At 60.9% G+C, this 21,459-nt stretch carries 15 protein-coding genes and 1 pseudogene; 14 read left to right on the top strand and 2 right to left on the bottom strand.

From position 1 onward, the window contains the following. Positions 1-8: 8 nt before the first annotated feature. From ACIF4X_RS03375 to ACIF4X_RS03330, 10 genes are all read left to right on the top strand, one after another. A complete protein-coding gene (locus ACIF4X_RS03375) occupies positions 9-1,361 on the top strand; it encodes a TolC family outer membrane protein (RefSeq protein ID WP_064117410.1) in 1,353 nt (450 codons plus the stop codon). Between the two features lie 34 nt (positions 1,362-1,395). Then, on the top strand, positions 1,396-3,552 hold the full coding sequence (locus tag ACIF4X_RS03370) for a type I secretion system permease/ATPase (RefSeq protein ID WP_397480914.1): 2,157 nt from the start codon (positions 1,396-1,398) through the stop codon (positions 3,550-3,552). Continuing rightward, the gene (locus ACIF4X_RS03365; protein ID WP_034151794.1) at positions 3,542-4,909 is read left to right on the top strand and encodes an HlyD family type I secretion periplasmic adaptor subunit; all 1,368 of its coding nucleotides are present in this window, start codon (positions 3,542-3,544) and stop codon (positions 4,907-4,909) included. Before ACIF4X_RS03370 ends, ACIF4X_RS03365 begins: the two co-directional genes overlap by 11 nt. Positions 4,910-5,280: 371 nt before the next feature. Continuing rightward, positions 5,281-6,177, top strand: coding sequence for a TauD/TfdA dioxygenase family protein (locus tag ACIF4X_RS03360; RefSeq protein ID WP_397480913.1), 897 nt, complete (start codon positions 5,281-5,283; stop codon positions 6,175-6,177). Between the two features lie 22 nt (positions 6,178-6,199). Further along, on the top strand, positions 6,200-7,060 hold the full coding sequence (locus tag ACIF4X_RS03355; protein ID WP_397480912.1) for an ABC transporter ATP-binding protein: 861 nt from the start codon (positions 6,200-6,202) through the stop codon (positions 7,058-7,060). 20 nt (positions 7,061-7,080) lie between these two features. Next, on the top strand, positions 7,081-7,947 hold the full coding sequence (locus ACIF4X_RS03350) for an ABC transporter permease (protein WP_397480911.1): 867 nt from the start codon (positions 7,081-7,083) through the stop codon (positions 7,945-7,947). A 214-nt stretch (positions 7,948-8,161) separates the two neighbouring features. After that, positions 8,162-9,079, top strand: a complete 918-nt coding sequence (locus ACIF4X_RS03345; protein ID WP_397480910.1) for a LysR family transcriptional regulator — start codon at positions 8,162-8,164, stop codon at positions 9,077-9,079. Positions 9,080-9,201: 122 nt separating this feature from the next. Continuing rightward, the gene (locus ACIF4X_RS03340) at positions 9,202-10,740 is read left to right on the top strand and encodes an MFS transporter (RefSeq protein ID WP_397480909.1); all 1,539 of its coding nucleotides are present in this window, start codon (positions 9,202-9,204) and stop codon (positions 10,738-10,740) included. 26 nt (positions 10,741-10,766) lie between these two features. Then, entirely contained in the window at positions 10,767-11,837 is a 1,071-nt protein-coding gene (locus tag ACIF4X_RS03335) for an HlyD family secretion protein (RefSeq protein ID WP_397480908.1), read from the top strand. Beyond that, positions 11,834-13,414, top strand: a complete 1,581-nt coding sequence (locus ACIF4X_RS03330; RefSeq protein ID WP_397480907.1) for an efflux transporter outer membrane subunit — start codon at positions 11,834-11,836, stop codon at positions 13,412-13,414. The genes ACIF4X_RS03335 and ACIF4X_RS03330 overlap by 4 nt, the downstream gene beginning before the upstream one ends. Here the strand turns inward: ACIF4X_RS03330 and ACIF4X_RS03325 are convergent. Further along, a pseudogene (locus ACIF4X_RS03325) lies at positions 13,395-14,086 on the bottom strand (NYN domain-containing protein). The gene ACIF4X_RS03330 and the pseudogene ACIF4X_RS03325 overlap by 20 nt on opposite strands. A gap of 486 nt (positions 14,087-14,572) precedes the next feature. On the opposite strand from ACIF4X_RS03325, the gene ACIF4X_RS03320 reads away from it, so the two are divergent. Genes ACIF4X_RS03320 through ACIF4X_RS03305 form a run of 4 tightly spaced genes read left to right on the top strand, consistent with a single transcriptional unit; the run spans position 14,573 to position 19,273 of the window. Next, positions 14,573-15,352, top strand: a complete 780-nt coding sequence (locus tag ACIF4X_RS03320; RefSeq protein ID WP_397480906.1) for an efflux RND transporter periplasmic adaptor subunit — start codon at positions 14,573-14,575, stop codon at positions 15,350-15,352. Next, the gene (locus ACIF4X_RS03315; protein WP_397480905.1) at positions 15,349-16,668 is read left to right on the top strand and encodes an efflux RND transporter periplasmic adaptor subunit; all 1,320 of its coding nucleotides are present in this window, start codon (positions 15,349-15,351) and stop codon (positions 16,666-16,668) included. The genes ACIF4X_RS03320 and ACIF4X_RS03315 overlap by 4 nt, the downstream gene beginning before the upstream one ends. Continuing rightward, positions 16,668-18,764 (top strand): biotin/lipoyl-binding protein, encoded by a 2,097-nt coding sequence (locus ACIF4X_RS03310; RefSeq protein ID WP_397480904.1) that lies wholly within the window; start codon positions 16,668-16,670, stop codon positions 18,762-18,764. Before ACIF4X_RS03315 ends, ACIF4X_RS03310 begins: the two co-directional genes overlap by 1 nt. 11 nt (positions 18,765-18,775) lie before the next feature. Next, positions 18,776-19,273, top strand: a complete 498-nt coding sequence (locus tag ACIF4X_RS03305) for a GNAT family N-acetyltransferase (protein WP_397480903.1) — start codon at positions 18,776-18,778, stop codon at positions 19,271-19,273. On the opposite strand, the gene ACIF4X_RS03300 is transcribed toward ACIF4X_RS03305, so the two are convergent. Then, positions 19,270-21,450: a lipase family protein gene (locus tag ACIF4X_RS03300; RefSeq protein WP_397480902.1), complete on the bottom strand. Its 2,181-nt coding sequence runs from the start codon at positions 21,448-21,450 to the stop codon at positions 19,270-19,272. The two genes, ACIF4X_RS03305 and ACIF4X_RS03300, sit on opposite strands and share 4 nt — an antisense overlap. Positions 21,451-21,459: the final 9 nt, after the last annotated feature.

The raw sequence follows: 21,459 nt of genomic DNA, 5'->3' as shown, positions 1-21,459 counted from the left end.
TTCCTATCATGCGTTCGCCCCTGCTTTTCGCCGTACCCTTCGCTCTCGCCGCCTCTTTCGTACAAGCACAATCCTTACCAGAAGCCATGCAGCAGGCATTGGATGTCCATCCGGAAATCCAGGCAGGGGTCAACAGTCGTTTGGCCGCGGATTATCAATTAAGAGCGGCGAAAGGTGGATACCTGCCGAAGGTCGATCTGCTCGGCGGTTACGGCCGTGAAGGCACCGACAGCGTCACCACCCGCGCCAACTCCGGCGGTAACCACTACGAAACCCTGAACCGTAGCGAGTCAAGTTTACGTCTCTCGCAAATGGTCTTTGACGGTTTTGCGACGTCCAGCGAAGTCGGGCGTCAACAAGCCACCGTCAACTCCCGCGCCTACTCGTTGCTCGGCACTTCCGAGCGCACCGCGCTGACCGTCGCCCAGGTCTACCTGGATGTGCTGACCCGTCGTGAGTTCGTGCGTCTGGCCGAGGACAACCTCAAGAGCCACCAGCGCATCTACGACCAGATCCAGTTGCGCACCCAGCGCGGCGTCGGCAGCGGTGCCGACCTCGATCAGGCCGAAGCGCGGATGGCCCAGGCCCGCAACAACCTGATCACCGAGCAGACCAACCTCGCCGACTCGGAAACCAACTTCCTCAGCGCCGTTGGCCAGATGCCTGACCAGCTCGAGCGCCCAGCGCCGTTCATGGCGATGATGCCGGCCAACCTCAACGAAGCCCGTACGCAGATGCTGGAAAACAGCCCGATTCTGCGCTCGGCCGAGTCCGACATTGCCGCTGCCGAGAAGCAGTACGAAACCGCCAAGTCGACCTTCTACCCACGTTTCGACGCCGAGTTGGGTCGCACCGCCGACAACGACCTCGACGGCCAGAACGGTCACAACAACGAATGGCAGGCGATGCTGCGCATGCGCTTCAACCTGTACTCCGGTGGCAGCAACAAGGCTGATCTGGAATCCAAGTCGTACCTGTCGAACCAGGCGCTGGACATCCGCAACAACGCCTTGCGTCAGTTGAACGAAGAGCTGGGCCTGGCCTGGAACGCCTTGAACAACGCCAACGCGCAGGTGCCGATCGCGCAGCAATACGTCGACCACAGCACCTCGGTGCGCACCGCCTACCAGCGTCAGTTCAGCCTCGGCGAGCGAACCCTGCTCGATTTGCTCGACAGCGAAAACGAGTTGTTCACTGCTTCGCGGCGTCTGGCTGAAATCAAAAACATTCAGTTATTTACTCAGTACCGAATCAAGGCGACCATGGGCGAGTTGCTCAGAAGCCAGGGAGTGGTCGCACCGTTGGCATCCGTTGTGCAGAACGACGTGAAGCCCAAGGTCCAGCTGCCTGGGATGAATTGAGTTATCCCTTTTCAACTGTCAAAGAGTGTCGAGCGTGGAATCAGAAGTCAGTCGAGTTCAACTCAGTCATGATCCACGCGCATTGCACGACGATCCATTGCTGGACGGTCTGCTCGCCCTTTGCATGCTGCACCAGAAACCCGCCAGCGCGGCGATGCTGACCACGGGCCTGCCGCTGCCCAAGCAACGCCTGAGTGTCGAGTTGTTGCCCCGCGCGGCGGCTCGAGCGGGCCTGCAAGGTCGGGTGTTGCAGCGCAAACTGGAAGAAATTCCGGCGATCGCCATGCCGGCGTTGCTGCTGCTCAAGGATGGCCGCAGCGCCGTCCTGCTCGGCTGGCAGGGTGACAATGAAGCACGAGTGCTGCTCAGCGAAACAGACGGTGGCGAGTCTATTGTCAGCCGTGAATTGCTGACCGACGACTACACCGGCAAAGTCTTCTTCGCCCAGCCGCAGCATAAATTCGACGTCAACCACGGCACGCTGATTCCGCGTGCGCGCTCGTGGTTCCGCGACACCCTCAAGCGTTCGCGCTGGCTGTACGCCGATGCGATTGCCGCGAGTTTCCTGATCAACATCATCGCCATGGCTGCGCCGCTGTTCGTGATGAACGTCTACGACCGCGTGGTGCCGAACCAGGCCGAAGCGACCCTGTGGGTGCTGGCGCTGGGCATCACCGGCGCCTACATCTTCGACCTGGTCCTCAAGAGTCTGCGTGCTCTGTGCCTGGATCTGGCCGGGAAGAAAACCGACCTGATCATCTCCGCCACGCTGTTCGAACGCATTGTCGGCATGGCCATGAAGTACCGTCCTGCGCGGGTCGGCAGTTTTGCGCAGAACATCCACGAGTTTCAGAGCCTGCGCGACTTCCTCGCCTCGCTGACCCTGACCAGCCTGATCGACCTGCCGTTCACCATCCTCATCTTTATTGTCATCGCCATTCTCGGCGGGCACTTGGTGTGGATTCCGGTGCTGGCGTTCCCGATTGCCCTGCTGATCGGCTACGCGTTGCAGAAACCGCTGGTGGCCACCATGGAACGCACCATGGCCCTCGGCGCCGAGCGTCAGTCGAGCCTGATCGAAACCCTCGCCGGCCTCGACGCGGTCAAGGTCAACAACGCTGAAAGCGAACGTCAGTACCAGTGGGAGCAGACCATCGGCACCCTCAGCCGCCTCGAGCTGCGGGTGAAAATGCTTTCCGGTCTGGCGATGAACATCACCCTGCTGATCCAGCAACTGGCCGGGGTGATCATGATCGTCTTCGGCGTGTACCAGATCATCGCCGGCAACCTGAGCATGGGCGGTCTGATCGCCTGCTACATGCTCAGCGGTCGCGCACTGAGCCCGTTGGCCTCGCTGTCGGGTCTGTTGACCCGCTATCAGCAAGCCCGCGTAACCATGACGTCGGTCGACCAGATGATGGAGCTGCCGCAAGAGCGCAATTTCGAAGAGCGTCCGCTGAGCCGCAAGGTTTTGCAGGGCGCGATCGAGTGCCGCCAGCTCAACTTCACCTACCCGGAGCAACAGAACCCGGCGCTGAAGAACATCAACCTGGTGATCCGTCCCGGCGAGAAGATTGGCATCATCGGCCGCAGCGGCTCGGGCAAGAGTTCGCTGGCGAAACTGCTGGTCGGCCTGTATCAGCCGGACGATGGCGCGCTGCTGGTCGACGGTGTGGATATCCGTCAGATCGACGTCAGCGAACTGCGCTACAACATTGGCTACGTGCCGCAAGACATCCAGCTGCTGGCCGGCACCCTGCGTGACAACCTCGTCTCCGGCGCCCGTTATGTAGAAGACGAACTCGTCCTGCAAGCCGCCGAATTGGCTGGCGTCCACGAATTCGCCCGTCTGCATCCGCAAGGCTATGAGCTGCAAGTCGGCGAGCGCGGGCAGAACCTCTCGGGCGGCCAACGGCAGAACGTCGCGCTGGCCCGGGCGCTGTTGCTCAATCCGCCGATCCTGTTGATGGATGAGCCGACCAGCGCCATGGACAACACCGGTGAAGAACGCCTCAAGCAACGCCTCGCGGCGGTGATTGAAAACAAGACCGTGGTGCTGGTGACGCACCGGGCCTCACTGTTGTCGCTGGTCGATCGTCTGCTGGTGATCGACCGTGGACAAATTCTCGCCGATGGCCCGAAAGCCGCCGTGATGGAAGCGTTGAAGAAGGGGCAGATCAGTGTTGCTTAAGTCGGGATTCAAGGATTCGATCCGTCGCTACTTCAAAGGCTCGGCATCACTGCAGGGCCAGCCGCTGCCGGAGGTCAACAAAGCGCTGATCGAAGACGCCCCGCGCGTCGTGCGCCTGACCATCTGGGCAATCATCGGCTTCTTCATCTTCCTGCTGCTGTGGGCCAACTTCGCCGTGATCGACGAAGTGACCAAGGGCGACGGCAAGGCGATTCCGTCGTCGAAGATCCAGAAAATCCAGAACCTTGAGGGCGGGATCATCTCCGAGCTGTTCGTCAAGGAAGGCCAGATCGTCGAAGCCGGCGCCCCGCTGATTCGCCTCGACGACACGCGATTTGCCTCCAACGTCGGCGAAACCGAGGCCGATCGCCTGTCGATGCTGCTGCGCGTAGAACGCCTGAGCGCCGAGGTCGATGACCGTCCACTGAATTTCCCCGAGGACGTGCTCAAAGCCGTGCCCGGTCAGGCAAAAAGTGAAGAATCGCTGTACATCAGCCGCCGTCAGCAGTTGCACGACGAGATTGGTGGTTTGCAGGAGCAGTTGATCCAGCGTCAGCAAGAGCTGCGTGAGTTCGGCTCCAAGCAAGCGCAGTATCGTCAGCAACTCGGCTTGCAGCGTCAGGAAATCAACATGTCCGAGCCGCTGGTCGCGCAGGGCGCGGTGTCCCCGGTGGAAGTCTTGCGTCTGAAACGGGCCGAGGTGGAAACCCGCGGCCAGCTGGATGCAACGACGCTGGCGATTCCGCGTGCCGAATCGGCGATCAAGGAAGTGCAGCGCAAGATCGACGAAACGCGCGGCAAATTCCGCAGCGAAGCGCTGACCCAGCTCAATGAGGCACGCACCGACCTGAACAAGGCCAGCGCCACCGGCAAGGCCCTGGAAGACCGCGTCAGCCGTACGCTGGTGACATCGCCGGTGCGCGGTATCGTCAACAAGTTGCTGGTCAACACCATCGGCGGCGTTATTCAGCCGGGCAGCGACATGGTCGAAATCGTACCGCTGGACGACACCTTGCTGGTCGAAGCGAAAATCCGTCCGCAGGACATTGCCTTCCTGCATCCGGGGCAGGAAGCGATCGTCAAGTTCACCGCGTACGACTACACCATCTACGGCGGGCTCAAAGCCAAGCTTGAGCAGATCGGTGCCGACACCATCACCGACGAAGACAAGAAAACCACTTACTACATCATCAAGGTGCGCACTGAGCGCAGCCACTTGGGTACCGATGAAAAGCCGTTGCTGATCATCCCGGGGATGGTGGCGTCGGTGGACATCATTACCGGCAAGAAGTCGGTGTTGAGCTACCTGCTCAAGCCGATCATTCGGGCGCGGGCTGAGGCGTTGCACGAGCGATAGATCTTCGTTGGTCTCTCTGGCCTCATCGCTGGCAAGCCAGCTCCCACAAGTTTCTGTGTCGGACACCTGTCAGTGTTCCAGCCGAGAACACTGTGGGAGCTGGCTTGCCAGCGATGGCGGCAGCCAAAACACCACATGCCTGTCAGTAAGTGACAAAAACCGTCACTCACCATCCAGTCCATTCCTCTCCATTCGCCATATCGTTATTCAATAACGGTATTTAATCTCTTGTTCTTATAGCTATAAAGTCATCCTCCTGCGTACCTGCCGACCAATCGGCGCGCCGCACGACCTGAACCAACACGCAATCCAGCGTGAGTGTCTGATCGACGAGCGCGCCCGTGAGCGTGCCGTGCGTGGGAGATGGAAAGATGTCCGCAGCTACTGCTTCCCCAAGCGTCGCGACCGCCGCGCCGCAATCCTTTGAAATCCGCCCGTTCAGCGGTGCCGTCGGCGCCGAAATCATCGGCCTCGATCTCTCTCGGCCGATCAATGATCAGGACTTTGCGCGCATTCATCGCGCGCATCTGGATCACCACGTCGTAGTGTTCCGCGACCAGCCAATCACCCCGCAACAGCAAATCGACTTCAGCCGCCGCTTCGGCGTGTTGCAGATCCATGTGCTCAAGCAGTTCTTGCTGGCCGATCACCCGGAAATCCTCATCGTTTCCAACATCATTGAAAACGGCCAGAACATCGGCCTCGGCGATGCCGGCAAGTTCTGGCACTCCGACCTCTCCTATAAAGCGCTGCCAAGCCTCGGCTCGATGCTCCACGCGCAAGAACTGCCGTCCGAGGGTGGCGACACGTTGTTCGCCGATATGCACAAAGCCTGGGACAGCTTGCCCGCCACATTGCGCAAAGCCGTTGAAGGACGCTCGGCCGCGCATTCCTACACCGCCCGCTATAGCGAAACCAAATTCGAAGGCAACTGGCGCCCGACCTTGACCCCGGAGCAACTGGCCCAAGTCGCCGAAGTGGTGCACCCGGTGGTGCGTACGCACCCGGAAAACGGGCGCAAAGCACTGTTCGTCAGCGAAGGTTTCACCACGCGCATCGTCGGTCTGCCGGAAGACGAGAGCCAACAACTGCTGACTGAGCTCTACGCCCACAGCGTGCTGCCGCAAAACATCTACCGCCATCAGTGGCAGCCTCACGATCTGGTGTTCTGGGATAACCGTTCGCTGATCCATCTCGCCGCCGGCTGCCCGGCGCACCTGCGCCGCAAGCTGTATCGCACAACCATTCAGGGCGATGCGCCTTTCTGATTCGCCGGAGATTGATCAAAAAATGAACGCTCCCTTGCCAGGCCACGCGGCCAGCAACCCGGTCGCCCGCAGCGAAGCGCTGCTGGCCGTCGATCACGTCAGCCTCGAATACCGCACGCCGCAACGTGTGGTGCGCGCCACCCACCAGGTCAGTTTTGAAATCGATCCGGCCGATCGTTACGTGCTGCTCGGCCCGTCCGGTTGCGGTAAATCCACCTTGCTCAAAGCGGTGGCCGGCTTCATTCAACCGTGCGAAGGCGAGATCCGTCTGCAAGGCCAGCGCGTCGACGCACCAGGGCCGGACCGCATCGTGGTGTTTCAGGAGTTCGATCAACTGCCGCCGTGGAAAACCGTCAAACAGAACGTGATGTTTCCGCTGCTTGCATCGCGGACCCTGAAGAAAAAAGAAGCCGAAGAACGCGCGTTGCAGTATCTGGAAAAAGTGGGTCTGGCGGCGTTCGCCGATGCCTATCCGCACACGTTGTCCGGCGGCATGAAGGCGCGCGTGGCGATTGCCCGGGCGTTGGCGATGCAGCCGAAAATCCTCTTGATGGACGAACCGTTCGCCGCGCTCGATGCGCTGACCCGGCGCAAGATGCAGGAAGAATTGCTGCTGCTCTGGGAAGAGGTGCGCTTCACATTGTTGTTCGTTACCCACTCGATTGAAGAGGCGCTAGTGGTCGGTAATCGCATTCTGTTGCTGTCGCCGCATCCGGGCCGGGTGCGCGCCGAAGTGCACAGCCATCAATATGATCTGCACAGCCTGGGTGGCGTGGCGTTTCAGGAATCGGCGCGGCGCATTCACCGTCTGCTGTTCGACGAGGGCCAGTCGCCGGAAACCGAGCTTGACCACGACTTCAATGACATTCGTATCGCCTATTGAGCGGCCAGGAGGACTACCCGATGAGCCATTCATCATCTGTGCGTGAAGAATTCGAAAGTGTGCTGGAGCCACTGACCGAAGTGCCGGTCGAGCGCGAACTATCGCTCGGCACGCGGCTGTGGCAACAGGGCTGGTTGCGTAAAGGCCTGATCCTGATTGTGCTGGCGGTGTTGTGGGAAGTGGTCGCGCGGATTCAGAACAATGACCTGATGCTGCCGAGTTTTTTCCAGACCAGCCATGCGTTGTTCGAGGGGCTGCTCAGTGGTGAATTGCTGGCTAAGGTGTGGATATCGTTGGTGGTGCTGATCAAGGGGTATCTGATCGGCATTGTGCTGGCATTTGCTCTGACGACACTGGCGGTGTCGACGCAGTTGGGCCGTGATCTGCTGAGCACGATGACTTCAATGTTCAACCCGCTGCCGGCGATTGCTTTGCTGCCGCTGGCGTTGCTGTGGTTTGGTCTGGGGCAGAACAGCCTGATTTTTGTGCTGGTGCATTCGGTGTTGTGGGCGCTGGCGCTGAATACTTATGCGGGTTTTCTTGGCGTGTCCGAGACGCTGCGCATGGCCGGGCGCAATTACGGTTTGAAGGGTTTGCGGCTGGTGTTGTTCATTCTGATCCCGGCGGCATTGCCGTCAATTTTGGCCGGATTGAAGATCGGCTGGGCATTTGCGTGGCGCACGTTGATCGCGGCGGAACTGGTGTTTGGCGCGACCAGCGGCAAGGGTGGGTTGGGTTGGTACATCTTTCAGAATCGCAATGAGCTGTACACCGACAAGGTATTTGCCGGGTTGGCGGTGGTGATTCTGATCGGGTTGCTGGTGGAGAATCTGGTGTTCGATACGCTGGAGCGGGTGACAGTCAAGCGCTGGGGGATGCAGCGATAATTTTTTGGCGTGGCTGCTGGCCCTATCGCTGGCAAGCCAGCTCCCACAGGTTTTTGCGGTGGCCGTAGATTTGTGAGTTTCCTCAATCACTGTGGGAGCTGCGGTTCGACGTTTCGACTTGCCCGCGATGGCGTCCTGTCGGGCGCCTCCATACCTCAAGGATGTTTGCTAGCATTGCGCACAGATCAATCCTGACCCGCCACGAGTGCTCAGCATGCAACTCCCGGACATGAACCTTCTGGTCGCCCTCGACGCCTTGCTCGATGAGGGCAGTGTGGTCGGCGCCGCGCGACGGATGAACCTCAGTCCGGCCGCCATGAGCCGCACCCTGACGCGGATCCGCGAGGCCATCGGCGATCCAATTCTGGTGCGCGCCGGTCGAGGCCTGGTGCCAACCCCCAAAGCATTGGCGTTGCGCGAGCAGGTTCGCGATGTGGTCGAGCAGGCCGCGCTGTTGTTCCGTTCTGCCGACACCGTGGAGCTCGGCACGCTGCGTCGGCGCTTCAGCATCCGCGCCAATGACTTCTTCATCGGCGTCTACGGCGGCAAGCTGTTCGACACCCTCGATCAACAGGCGCCGCACTGCGAATTGCGCTTCGTCCCGGAAGGCGATGGTGACGATGAAGCGCTGCGCGAAGGGCGCATTGATCTGAGCGTCAGCAACACCCGGCCGGTCACCCCGGAAGTCAAAGTACAGAATCTGTTCTCTACGCACTTTGTTGGTTTGGTACGTGAAGACCATCCACTGCTCGACGGCGAGATCACCGCCGAGCGCTACGCCCGGTTTTCCCATATCAGCATGTCGCGCCGTGGCATCGCTCGCGGCCCCATCGATACGGCGCTGAATGCGCTGGGCCTGGAGCGGCGCGTGGCGGTGATTGCGCCGAGTTTTCATGCGGCGATGTTTGCCTTGCCGGACTCTGATCTGATTCTGCCGGTGCCCAAAGAGGCGCTGCTCAGCGTGCGTCGCCTGGGTTTGAAACTGCGCTCATTCGACCTGCCAATCCCCTTGCCGACGCTGATGCTGACCCAGGCCTGGCACCCGCGCTTCGACAAGGATCCGGCGCACCGTTGGCTGCGGGAAACGCTCAAGGCCTGCTGCGACGAAACGTGGCTGGCTGCACAACCCTAAAGATCATCTTTTGCTTTTAACAATTGCGTCTGGCGCACTTATAACCTGCCAATAAGTCAATTTTCGTCATTGCCAAGCCCGACTAAGATGCTCCGGTATTTTTCCCTCCGGAGTGTGTATTCATGACATCCCTGACGGCGGCAGCGCCTATCGCTGCGGCCAGCCCGGCGAAGGCGGCGACGCCACCGGTGTTCGGGGCGCGGATCATCATTGGCCTGGTCGGCGTGCTGCTGGCGGTGCTGGTGTCGGGCCTCAACGAGATGGTCACCAAGGTGGCCTTGGCCGACATCCGTGGCGCGTTGAGCATCGGTTACGACGAAGGCACCTGGCTGGTCGCCAGCTACACCGCCACCTCGGTCGCAGCCATGGCCTTCGCGCCGTGGTGTTCGGTGACCTTCTCGCTGCGCCGCTTCACGCTCTGCGCGATCGGTGTGTTCACCTTGCTCGGCGTGTTGTGTCCATTCGCGCCCAACTACGAAAGCCTGCTGCTGATGCGTATCCTGCAAGGCCTGGCCGGCGGCGCACTGCCACCGATGCTGATGACCGTCGCCCTGCGCTTTTTGCCGGCGAACATCAAACTCTACGGTCTGGCCGGTTACGCCCTGACGGCGACATTCGGCCCGGGCCTTGGCACGCCGCTGGCCGGTTTGTGGACCGAATACGTCGGCTGGCAATGGACGTTCTGGCAAATCATCGCCCCGTGCCTGATCGCGATGGCAATGGTGGCGTACGGTCTCCCGCAGGATCCGCTGCGCCTGGAGCGCCTCAAGTCATTCAACTGGAAGGGCCTGCTGCTGGGCTTTCCGGCGATCTGCATGCTGGTGATCGGTGTATTGCAGGGCAATCGCCTGGACTGGTTCGAGTCGAGCCTGATCTGTGGATTGCTCGGCGCCGGCTCGCTGTTGCTGGTGGCTTTTCTGATCAACGAGTGGTCGCAGCCGATTCCGTTTTTCAAATTGCAGATGCTCGGCATTCGCAACCTGTCGTTCGCCTTGATGACGTTGGCCGGTGTGCTGGTCGTTCTGCAGGCGGTGGTGTTGATTCCGTCGAGTTATCTGGCGCAGGTGCAGGGTTATCGCCCGGCGCAGACCGCGCCGATCATGCTGATCGCCGCATTGCCGCAGCTGATTGCGCTGCCGTTGGTGGCGGCGCTGTGCAACCTGCGCTGGGTCGATTGCCGCTGGGTGCTTGGCATGGGTTTGAGCATGTTGACGCTGTCCTGCCTGGGCGGATCGCTGCTGACTTCAGAATGGATTCGCGACAATTTCTACGTCCTGCAATGGCTGCAGATCTTCGGTCAGCCGATGTCGGTGTTGCCGCTGTTGATGTTGTCCACCGGCAGCATCCAGCCGCAGGACGGGCCGTTTGCCTCCGCGTGGTTCAACACGGTGAAAGGCTTGGCGGCCGTGGTCGCTACCGGGGTGATCGAAGCGCTGACCACCGCGCGTCTGCATTTCCATTCGACCATGTTGGTCGACAGCCTCGGCAATTCGCCGCTGGCCGACCGCAGCGATCCGGGCCTCGCCCATCGCCTGCACGAGCAGGCGGTGGTGCTGACCGCATCCGATCTTTATGTGTGCATGGCCGGCGTCGCGGTGGCGCTGATCCTGCTGATTTTCTGGCTGCCGACGCGGATCTTTCCGCCGCGCGCGCCGACCTGATTGCTGCACTGAACAAGAAGGTTTTTATGACGACTCAAGCAAAGCAAAAACTCGCGGTGGCCGTGGCGGCCGCGCTGGCCGTTGGCGTGCTGGTCTATCTGGCGCTGCCCGGCGTATTTGGCAAGCGGCCCCAGCAAACTACCAACGATGCATTCGTTTCCGCCGACTACACCCTGGTAGTGCCGCGCGTGGCAGGTTTTATCAAGGAAGTGCTGGTGGAGGACAACCAGCAAGTGAAGGCCGGGCAGTTGCTGGCGCTGATCGATGATCGCGATTTGCGCGCTTCAGCCGAAGCGGCGGACGCGCAGACTCTGGTCGCGCGGGCGCAATTGCAGAACGCCAAAGCGACGCTGGAACGCCAGACCTCGGTGATCGCTCAGGCACAAGCCTCGGTGGTGTCGGCGAAGGCTGAAATGGCGTTTGCCCAGCAGGAACTGAATCGCTACAACCATCTCGCCGGCGTTGGCGCCGGGACTGTGCAAAACGCGCAGCAGGCGCGCACTCGCATCGATCAGGCCACGGCGCATCTGGACACTGCCACGGCGAAACTGGCGGCGGAGCGCAAGCAGGTCGATATTCTCACCGCTCAGCGTGACGCGGCCGAGGGCAGTTTGAAACACGCGCAAGCGGCACTGGAAATCGCCAGTTTCGAACTCTCCTACACGCGCATCACTGCACCGCAGGACGGCATGATTGGCGAGCGCGCCGTGCGCGTCGGCGCGTATGTGACGCCGGGTAGCAAGCTGTTGGCGGTGGTGCCGCTGAAGCAGGCGTATGTAGTGGCGAATTTTCAGGAGACGCAATTGACCGACGTGCAGCCGGGGCAGGAAGTGCAGGTGCATGTCGACAGCCTCGGCGGCGAAACCTTGAGCGGACGCGTCGAGAGCATTGCGCCGGCGACCGGCGTGACCTTTGCTGCGGTGAAACCGGATAACGCCACCGGCAATTTCACCAAAGTGGTGCAGCGGATTCCGGTGAAAATCATGCTGGAGCCGGGCCAGCCGTTGGCCGAGCGCTTGCGCGTGGGCATGTCGGTAGAGGCGAGCATTGATACCAAAAGCTCGGCGACGTCTGTGCGTGAGGTGACTCAGCGATGATTGGTGGTAATTCGACTGGCCTCATCGCTGGCAAGCCAGCTCCCACAGGTTCCGTCGGTGGGGCTCAACAATTTGGACAACCTGCACAATCCCTGTGGGAGCTGGCTTGCCAGCGATGGGGCCAGTGGCAGCCACTCATTTTCAGTGCCTTGATGACAGCAAGCCTCACCGCTTGCACAGTAGGTCCAGACTTCCAGAAGCCCGAAGCCACAAAAATTTCCGACTGGGCAAAGCCTGCCAAATCCGCCCCCAGCCAGGCCGTCAGCGAACCTCTCAACGAACGCTGGTGGGAAGTCTTCCATGACGCGCAACTCTCCGCACTCACCCAACGTGCGGTGAAGAGCAACCTCGATCTGCAACTGGCCAGCAGCCGCCTGCAACAAAGCCGTGCTGCTCGCCAGGTCATTAGCGCCGACCGCTATCCAAACACCGCCGCCACCGGCAGCTACGCGCGCGAACGCAACAGCGGCAAAGGCCTGAGCGACCCGTCCGGGCACAACGGCGATTCCGCTTTCAACCTGTGGGACGCCGGATTCTCCGCCTCGTGGGAACTGGATTTCTGGGGCCGCGTGCGCCGCGAAACCGAAGCCGCCGACGCCAATCTCGAAGTCGCCGAAAACGACCGTCGCGGGGTGCTGCTCGCCGTGCTTGCCGACACGGCGCAAAATTACATTCAACTTCGCGGCGTGCAGAACACCCGCGCGGTCACCGAGCAGAACCTCGACGTCGCCCGGCACAGCCTGAAACTCTCGCAACTGCGCCTGGCCGATGGCGTGGCGACTGATCTCGACGTCGCTGAAGCCGCTGCGCAAGTCGCCGCCATCGAATCGCGCCTGCCGGCGCTGGAACAACGCCAATCGCAACTGATCAACGCGATCAGCCTGCTGATGGGCGAACCGCCGCAAGCCTTGGCTAAAGAGTTATCCACCGACGCCGCCGTGCCGCAGTCGCCGCTGCAAGTCGCCATCGGCCTGCCGTCGCAATTGGCCGAACGCCGCCCGGACATCCGTCAGGCCGAAGCGCGCCTGCACGCCGCCACCGCCAACATCGGCGTGGCCAAGGGCGATTTCTATCCGCGCATCACCCTGTCGGGCAACCTCGGTTCACAAGCCATGCAACTCAGCGATTTCGGCTCGTGGGGCTCACGCGCCTTCGGCATCGGTCCGCAATTCAGCTTGCCGCTGTTTGACGGCGGACGCCTGCGCGGCGTGTTGCAACTGCGCGAAGCTCAACAGCAGGAAGCAGCCGTCGCCTATCAGCAGACCGTGCTGCGCGCCTGGCACGAAATCGACGATCAACTGACCGCCTACAATGCCAGCCAGCGCCGCCGCGACAGCCTCGCCGAAGCCGTACGCCAGAACCAGATCGCCCTGCGCACCGCGCAACAGCAATACGTCGAAGGCGTGGTCGACTTCGTCAACGTGCTCACCGTGCAAGGCGCGTTGCTGGCCACGCAGGAACAGTGGGTGGAGAGTTCGACCGGCGTTTCGTTGGCGATGGTTGGGTTGTACAGGGCGTTGGGTGGGGGATGGGAGTCGGTGTATCCGGCGCAAGTAACTACCAATAATCCGGTTTGATCGCTGGTTTTTTTTGAGTGGCTACTCGTTTTGGAAGCTGATGAAGTCTCAGCTCTTCAGTCGAAATAACGCGTCTCAACCAGTTTGAGTTGTCTTTCAATGAGCCTGGGGGCGGGCGGATAGATCCGGTCCGATGAGGAAGGATCACTCCAATGATCAGGGCAGGAAAATCTGTTCGGAGCGCCTTCAGAGCAGGTGTCATGTCGGTATCACTGGAAACCAGAATGATTTGATCAACGCGCCCTGCACCTTCGGACATTGTTTGCCGGCTTGCAGTGCGATACATGGCTGATTGCTATATGCACATCGGTTTCTTTTTCTTCCAGTTTCCAGATATCGACTTTGTCCTGACGTGACGCATGGGTGTTCCTATCTATAAACCTTGGTGCTTTGGCTGGCATCTAATTGATGCCGTCCGAAATGCACGGTGACTTTGCTCGCTCGCAATGCCCTTATGTACGCATCTTGTGCTTCCTTGGAAACGCGGCCGCGAGTTGCCAACTGGGGTTTGATTGGAGAAGTGAAGTAGTCAATCGAGACTATTGAGCTCTGAGGGTTTTCGATGAGGGCAATATGCGTCAGCAGGCTGTGCAAGTTCAGCCATTTATAGGGTGTGCCAGCGAGCAAGCCGTAAAACAGGTTGTAGCCATCAACAAAAAATGCGGTGCGCACAAAAAATCCTCAGAAACGAAAAAACCGGCCTAAGCCGGTTTTTTCATCCCCAACTGCCAGCGAACTGAATCGCTACGTACGGGGTTGAGTAAGGCAATCCTAGATTGAGTGCGTCATGCAGGTCAATCACCAAATAATTGCGGGCTCACTCCACTGGTTTATTTCCAGCACCGGCTTGCCAGTTTTGGCTACCAATGCCGACTAGGGTCAAGCCATTTAAGGGCGCCAATATTAGAAGTTGTTGCAGAAAGAGGTACATTCGGCCCGCGTTTACTCCTATAGGTAGCCTGTCTATCGCCTTATTCGCAATGCGCTATCGGTAGCATTCCTAACTCGTGTAGGAAAGCGGAGCTTGCCTACATCTCTTAAACGGTCATTGAGCGGCTTTCTCTTTTGAAACATTACATTTCGGAGGAGTAATGGCCTTTCGCTTGACGCTAACCCCCGCTGTCGTAGACTCCGCACATCCGTCAGGGAGTAGCGGTTATGCAGCGTTTTCGTGGTTGGGTTATCGGATTGACCTTAGTAACGTGTGCAGTTCAGGCGCAAACGCCCGGGCCAGACGATCCGCTGCTGGATAATCCGGCGACGGGGTCGGCTACCGCGAGCAGTGAGGCGCGGGGTGTATTGCGAGCGCGTGATCAGGCGACGCTGGCCAGTGAGCTTTCCGGGCGGATTGTCGAGTTGCCGTTCAGTGAGGGCGAGTCGTTCAAGAAGGGCGATACGCTGGCGAAGTTTGATTGCTCGGCCTATCAGGCCCAGCTCAATGCTGCGCAGGCGGCCAGTCGCGGTGCCGGTGAAGAGCTGGCGCACAACAAGCAGTTGGCTGCACTCAATTCCGTCGGGCGTTTCGAAGTGGCGCGGGCCGAGGCCAAGGTCAGCGAAACCCAGGCGCAGTCCCAGGTGTATCAAGTGCAGGTCAAACGCTGCAGCGTGATCGCGCCGTTCGACGGGCAAGTGGTCGAGCGTAAGGTGCAGCGCTATGAAAGCGTGCCGGCCGGCGCACCGCTGCTCGATGTAGTGGATAACCGCACCCTCGAAATTCATTTGCTGGTGCCGTCGCGCTGGATGGCCAGACTCAAGCCCGGCCAGACCTTCAGCTTCGTTCCCGATGAAACCGGCCAGCCGATCGACGCCACGGTCAAACGCCTCGGCGCGCGAATCGATGAGGGCAGTCAGACCCTGTTGCTCGTCGCAACACTTCCCGAAGCCAAAGGTTTACTCGCCGGCATGAGCGGCACCGCGCGTTTCCCGGAGCTGAAGTGAACGCGCCGGTGAGCGGCGCCGCTGAACAAGTGTTCGCGCGCTTTCTCGACCTTGAACGCCAGACCCGCGCCGCCAGTGATGCCGCGCAACTGGCTTATAGTCTGGTCAATGACGGCCAGTCGCTGTTTGGTTTTCGTCATGCCGCGTTGTTGATTGCCGGCAAGGTGCAGGCCGTGACCGGCATCAGTGCGGTCGAGCCCAATGCGCCGTTCGTGGCGTTCGTCGAGCAGGCCGTGGCGCAGTTGTTCAAGCAGGATGTGCTGAAACAGGCGCGGGTGATCGCGCCGGAACTACTCAGCGAATCGATCCAGGCCGACTGGCGCAGTCTGTCCGCCACGCAGGTGTTCTGGTTGCCGCTGGTTGATCGCGACGCGCAGGTATTTGGCGGTTTATGGCTGGCCCGCGATGTGCCGTGGAACCCTTCCGAACAAGTCTTGCTGTCGCAACTGGGCGATACCTACAGCCACGCCTGGCTGGCGCTGCAACCGCGCAAACCGTGGCGGCTGCGCTGGACCCGTAAACGTCAGGTGGCGTTGCTCGCGGTGCTGTTGCTCGGGCTGTTGATTCCGGTGCGTCAATCGGTGCTGGCTCCGGCTGAGGTGGTGCCACTGGGTGGCCGCGTGGTGGCGGCGCCGCTGGACGGGGTGATCGCCGAATTTCTGGTCAAACCCAATCAAACGGTGAAAACCGGCGATGTGCTGGTGCGTTTCGAAAGCACCACGCTCAAGGCGCAGGCCGATGTTGCCGAACGTGCGCTGGGCGTGGCCGAAGCTGAACTGAAGTCCAATTCCCAGCGCTCGTTTGCCGATGCCGAGTCGAGCGCAAAAGTCGACTTGCTTGCCGCCCGTGCCGAGCAGAAACGCGCCGAGCGCGATTACGCCCGCGAGTTGCTCAAGCGCAGCGAAGTGCGCGCCGAGCGCGACGGCATTGCGGTGTTCGCCGACGCCGAGCGTTTGACCGGCAAACCGGTGCAGACCGGCGAGCGCCTGATGGACATCGCCGATCCGAATCAGGCCGAACTGCGTATCGAACTGGCCGTCGGCGACGCGATTTCGTTGGAGCCCGGCGCTGAGGTCGCGCTGTTTCTCGACAGCGATCCGCTGAAGCGCCATCTCGCCACACTGGAACGCTCGGCGTACGAGGCGCAGCCGACGGCGGGCGGGCAACTGGCCTATCGGCTCGACGCCAATTTCACTGACGCACCACCGCGTATCGGCCTGCGCGGCACAGCGAAAATCTTCGGTGATCGCGCGCCACTGGCGCTGTACCTGCTGCGTCGGCCACTGGCCGGTTTGCGCCAGAGCGTGGGCCTCTAATGAACCTGCCGAGCCTGCGTGCCGACCTGCAATTGTCGCCCGCGGCGCCGGCCTTGGACGGATCGCCGCGCTGGACCCTCGCCGATCCGGTGCGCGGCCGTTACTTCAAGCTCGGCGCGGCGGCGATGCGTCTGTTGCGCCACTGGTCGTTGGGCGACGCCGAGCACGTCTTGCGTGCGGCCAATCGTGAACCGGGCTTGCCGCTGGACGGCACGGAGCTTGAGCAGTTGCTGGAATTTCTTCGCGGCCACGATTTGATCTCTGCGCTTGACGATCAACAGCGCGCCAGCTACCGGCTCAAGGCCTTGGCGCAGAAGCAAAGCCTGTGGCAAATCCTCCTGCATCAATACCTGTTCTTCCGCATACCGCTGTGGCGCCCGGACGCATTTCTCAATCGGGCCTGGCCGTGGCTGGAACGCTTCGGCCCGCGCCTGCTGCGCTACGGTTTGCCGGCGACCTTGGCGCTGGGCGTGTTTCTGGTCTCGCGCGACTGGCAGCGTTTTGTCGGGACGTTTCCGCACCTGTTCAGCCTCGGCGGGGCATTGGCATTTGGCGTGGCGTTGTTCTTTGCCAAGCTCTGTCACGAATTCGGCCATGCGTTCATGGCCAAGCGCGCCGGGTGTCGAGTGCAGAGCATGGGCGTGGCGTTCATGGTTTTGCTGCCGATGTTCTACACCGATGTCAGCGACGCCTGGCGGGTCAATGATCGCCGCGCGCGATTGCTGATCGGTGCCGGCGGCGTGCTCGCCGAATTGCTGTTGGCGTGTCTTGCGCTGCTCGCCTGGTCGTTGCTGCCGGATGGGCCGGGACGCACGGCGGCGTTCATGCTCGCCAGCGCCACGTGGATCACCACGCTGGTGGTCAACCTCAATCCGTTCATGCGTTTTGATGGTTATTTTCTGATCAGTGATTTCTGGGAAGTCGACAATTTGCAGGGTCGCGCATTTGCGCTGTGTCGCTGGCGCCTGCGTGAATTTTTGTTCGGTTATGGCGCCCCGGCGCCGGAGCCGTGGTCGCCGAAGATGCAACGGCGTTTGCTGATCTGGGGGTATGGCTCATGGTTGTGGCGTGCGGCGTTGTTTTTCGGGATCGCGCTGGCGGTCTATCACCTGTTCTTCAAGGTATTGGGGATCTTCCTGATGCTGGTGGAACTGGTGTGGTTCATTTTTCTGCCGATCATGCGTGAGTGGCGCCAGTGGTGGAGCCGTCGCGAACAGGCGCACGGCCCGCGCGTGTTGCTCAGTGCGCTGGCGCTGCTCGGGTTGTTGCTGGTGCTGATCGTGCCGTGGCGCAGTTCGGTGGAATTGCCGACGATGCTTGAGGCCGGGCGCGCCAGTGCCCTGCATGCACCAACGGCGGCGCGGGTCAAAGCGGTAAACGTGACGGACGGGCAGAAGGTTGCTCAGGGCGATGTGCTGATTGAACTGGAATCGCCCGATCTCGAGTCGCGGCTGGCGATCGTGCGTCGGGAAATCCAGATTCAGCAGTTGTTGATGCGCCGCCAGGCCAGTCGCAGCGAAACCGCTGCCGATGCTGGCATTGTCGAGCAGCGGCTGGCAGAGGCGGTCGCCGAGTACCGTGGGCTGACGGCGCAACGCGAGCGCCTGTTGTTGCGAGCACCGCAGGCCGGCAGCGTGCGTGACCTGCTGCCGAACATGACGGTCGGGCGCTGGTTGTCGACCCGCGATGCACTGGCCCGAGTGGTCGAGGACGGCGCGCGCCTGCGCGGTTATCTCGCCGAAGCCGAGTTGTGGCGAGTCAAACCCGGGGCCAGCGGTCGCTTCATCGCCGATGACCCGATGCACCCGGCGCTCGCCGTGCAGCTGAATGAAATCGACACCAACGGCGTGGCCTACGTCGATCAGGAGGCGCTGACCTCCGATCATCACGGGCCGATTGCCGTGCGCCGCGATCAACAACAGCGTGCGGAACCGGTGCAGGCGCAATACGGCGCGCGACTCAGCGTGCTCGATACGGCGCCGACACCGCTGCAACCGTTGCGCGGCGTGGTGGTGTTGCAGGGCAGCGGCGAGTCGCTGCTCGGCGTAGCCTGGCGGCGAATGGCGGCGCTGGGAGTCAGGGAAAGCGGTTTCTAACGGAGAGCACGATGGCGGACAACGCAGCAGTGGCGGCAGACGGATTGGTGGTGCGGCCTGCGCGGACAACCGATGGGCCGTTTTTGCAAAGTCTGTATCAGACGGCGCGGCCGGATCTGCAATGGATCGACGGCGAGCCGGAACAGGTGCAGCAACTGGTCGCGCAGCAGTTCCAGGTGCAGGAACAGGGCATGGGCGACAACTACCCCAACGCCATGCACTACGTGGTGGAAAAACTCGGCAGCGTCATCGGCGCGTTGAGCACCGATTTCGGCGCCAACGAGATTCGCGTGTTGTACCTGGCGTTCATTCCGCAGGCGCGCGGCCAGGGTTATGGCCGCGCCGTGCTGCAAGGCGTGCAGAAAGCCGCGCAGCAGATTCGTTGTCCAGTGGCAACGGTGGTCTGGACCAGCAATCCCCATGCGCGACGGCATTACCTCGCGCTCGGGTTTGCGGTTGAAGAAAGCAATCCGGCGGCGGAGCGACTGGTCTGGTATCCACAAGGCTAAATGATCGAATCCAGATCCAGCGTGTGCGGGGCGCCGATGGTATGCCCGTAGATGGACGTCAGCAGCGGATCATGGGTGGCGTGATCCGGGGCCATGGCGAGTTGCTCGGCAAGCAGATTCTCCGGGTGCGCTCGCCAGCGCGGCAGGCTTTCGGCGAGCTGATCGGCTTGCTCGGCCAGTGAGCCGTAGACATCCATTGCGCTGACGCGCTGGTAGCGGAACGACTCCAGACGCTGTCGGGTGGTCTGGATTTTATCGATCTCGTGGTTGATCGCAGCAATCACCGGCTGGCGCGTGCGCACATAGGCGTCTGGCCGTGCCGAAAGGTCGCGTTGCTTGCTGCGCAACTGCTCGGTGATGCGGGTCAGGGCTGAATTGACCCAGGCGAATTCGCGATCAGTGACCAGCGTGCGTTTCGCTTCATAAGCCTCCTGCCAACGCCTTAACGCCGCCCAGCACGCGGGCACATAGCCGCCGACCATCAAGTGATTACCGGCGTGGAAAATCTGCGAGAGCATATTAGGGCGATCCGGCAAGCCGTGTTGCATCTGCAGGGCGACATTGCAGGCGGCGTGCTGGGTAATGACATCGCAACCGGGCTGCCACAGGATCGAAGACGTCTGCTGTCGGCCGAACTCCACTGGCATCGCATGACGCAAGGAACCATGGTGGGCGTAGGCTTCCCCGGTCCAGTTGGTGATGCCTGCCACGAACGTCGACAGGCCGACCGGCACGTTGACGAAAGTCAGCGCGGCTCCGGCACCGAACACGCCGGCCTTGGTGTTCATCCAGCTGCCGGGCACGCTGGGCACCGGGTCGTTGTGGTTGACCATGCGGTGGTGCACCAGATCGGCTGCGCCGGTGGTGAAGCGGGAGTCGCCGGCACGGGGGGCGCCGTAAGTGTAGAGGTGGATGGTGTAGCCTTCAGTTCTGCGCCGTAGCATTTCAGACAGAAGTAGTGCGACTGCGCCGCCGAGGCTGTGGCCGCAGATCAGGAGTTTTTGGCCGGTGTAGAACCTGTCGAGATAACTCACCGAGAAAGCTGCAGCTTTCTTGGCAGCCTGATAAAACCCCCGGTGCACTTTTCCTTCCCCCTCCTCAAACGGTACTTGCAGCGCGTCTGCATCGCGTAACCCATCGGCAACGATTTCGAAAGTGCCGCGCACGGCGATGAGGATCAGTTCGTCGTTGTGGGTGATGAAAGCCTGAGTGTCGGTGCTGTCTCCTTGGCCGATATCGTCGAGAAAGTGGACGCTGGCGGGGTGTTCCAGTTCGCCCTGTTGGTTGGGTCTGTTGACCGCATAGAGCACTGGATCGAATGGCACGATCTCCAGGCGTTTCGAATAGGGCACATCCTCGTACAACGGGTAATAGGCTTTGGTTTGCGCTGAGTCGACTTTCCACAGTTCATCGAACTTGGCCAGCGCATCGCCAAACCAGTTGCCGACGCTTGGCTGCAATGGGAATGCGACGCTCAGGGTCTCGGCGGATGGCACCTCGGGTTTCTGCCCAAACGGGCAGTAGCTCAACGTGGCCATCAGCGCCAGTTGATACAGGTTGAGCGCGCAGAACTCCGGGGCGCTCGACAGCATTGGGCGCAAGGCGCGCAGTGGCCGTACCTCGAGTACGGTGTGCTGATTCGGCGCAATGGCGACGCCAGTTTTGCCGTGCTCGCCCATGACTGCAGCGCATCCGGAATCGACGGGGAAAGAGCGATAGACCTCTGGCGGCAGATGCGCGGCGTGTCTGACCAGATGCCGAACCTCGACCTGAAAGAAGTTTGCGGCACGGTCCAGATTCGGCTTTTCGCGGGGGCGGCTGGCATTTGGGTTGATGTATCGGGTTTGTTCGGCGCGGACTTGGAGTTCGGTGATTTCCAGTGGGTAATGGCGCCGGCTCTTTAGATCCTTATACAGTCCATCTCCCTGATAATTTTGTTCAAACTGGACCGCGACTGGCCCGGCAAAGTGATCCTCTATTTGGCCATTACCTGTCGCGTCTAGATATCCGGTGTATTTCATTCCTTCCGAATCGATGACAACGTAAACAAGTCCGGCATAAGGTTCTCCTGATCCGAATTCGTCGACCAATTGAAAACTGGTCTTTTGACCTCCGGTAGGGCATGACAACAAGCGGCTGGACAACGACGATTGCAACTCTTGCTCTAGTGACGTCATGTCGAAGAT

It is taken from the genome of Pseudomonas sp. NPDC085632, from assembly GCF_044541255.1.
In the GTDB taxonomy this organism is placed as follows: Bacteria; Pseudomonadota; Gammaproteobacteria; order Pseudomonadales; family Pseudomonadaceae; genus Aquipseudomonas.
The sequence above is the reverse complement of the archived record's forward strand: the minus strand, read 5'-3'. Positions and strand labels throughout refer to the sequence as shown.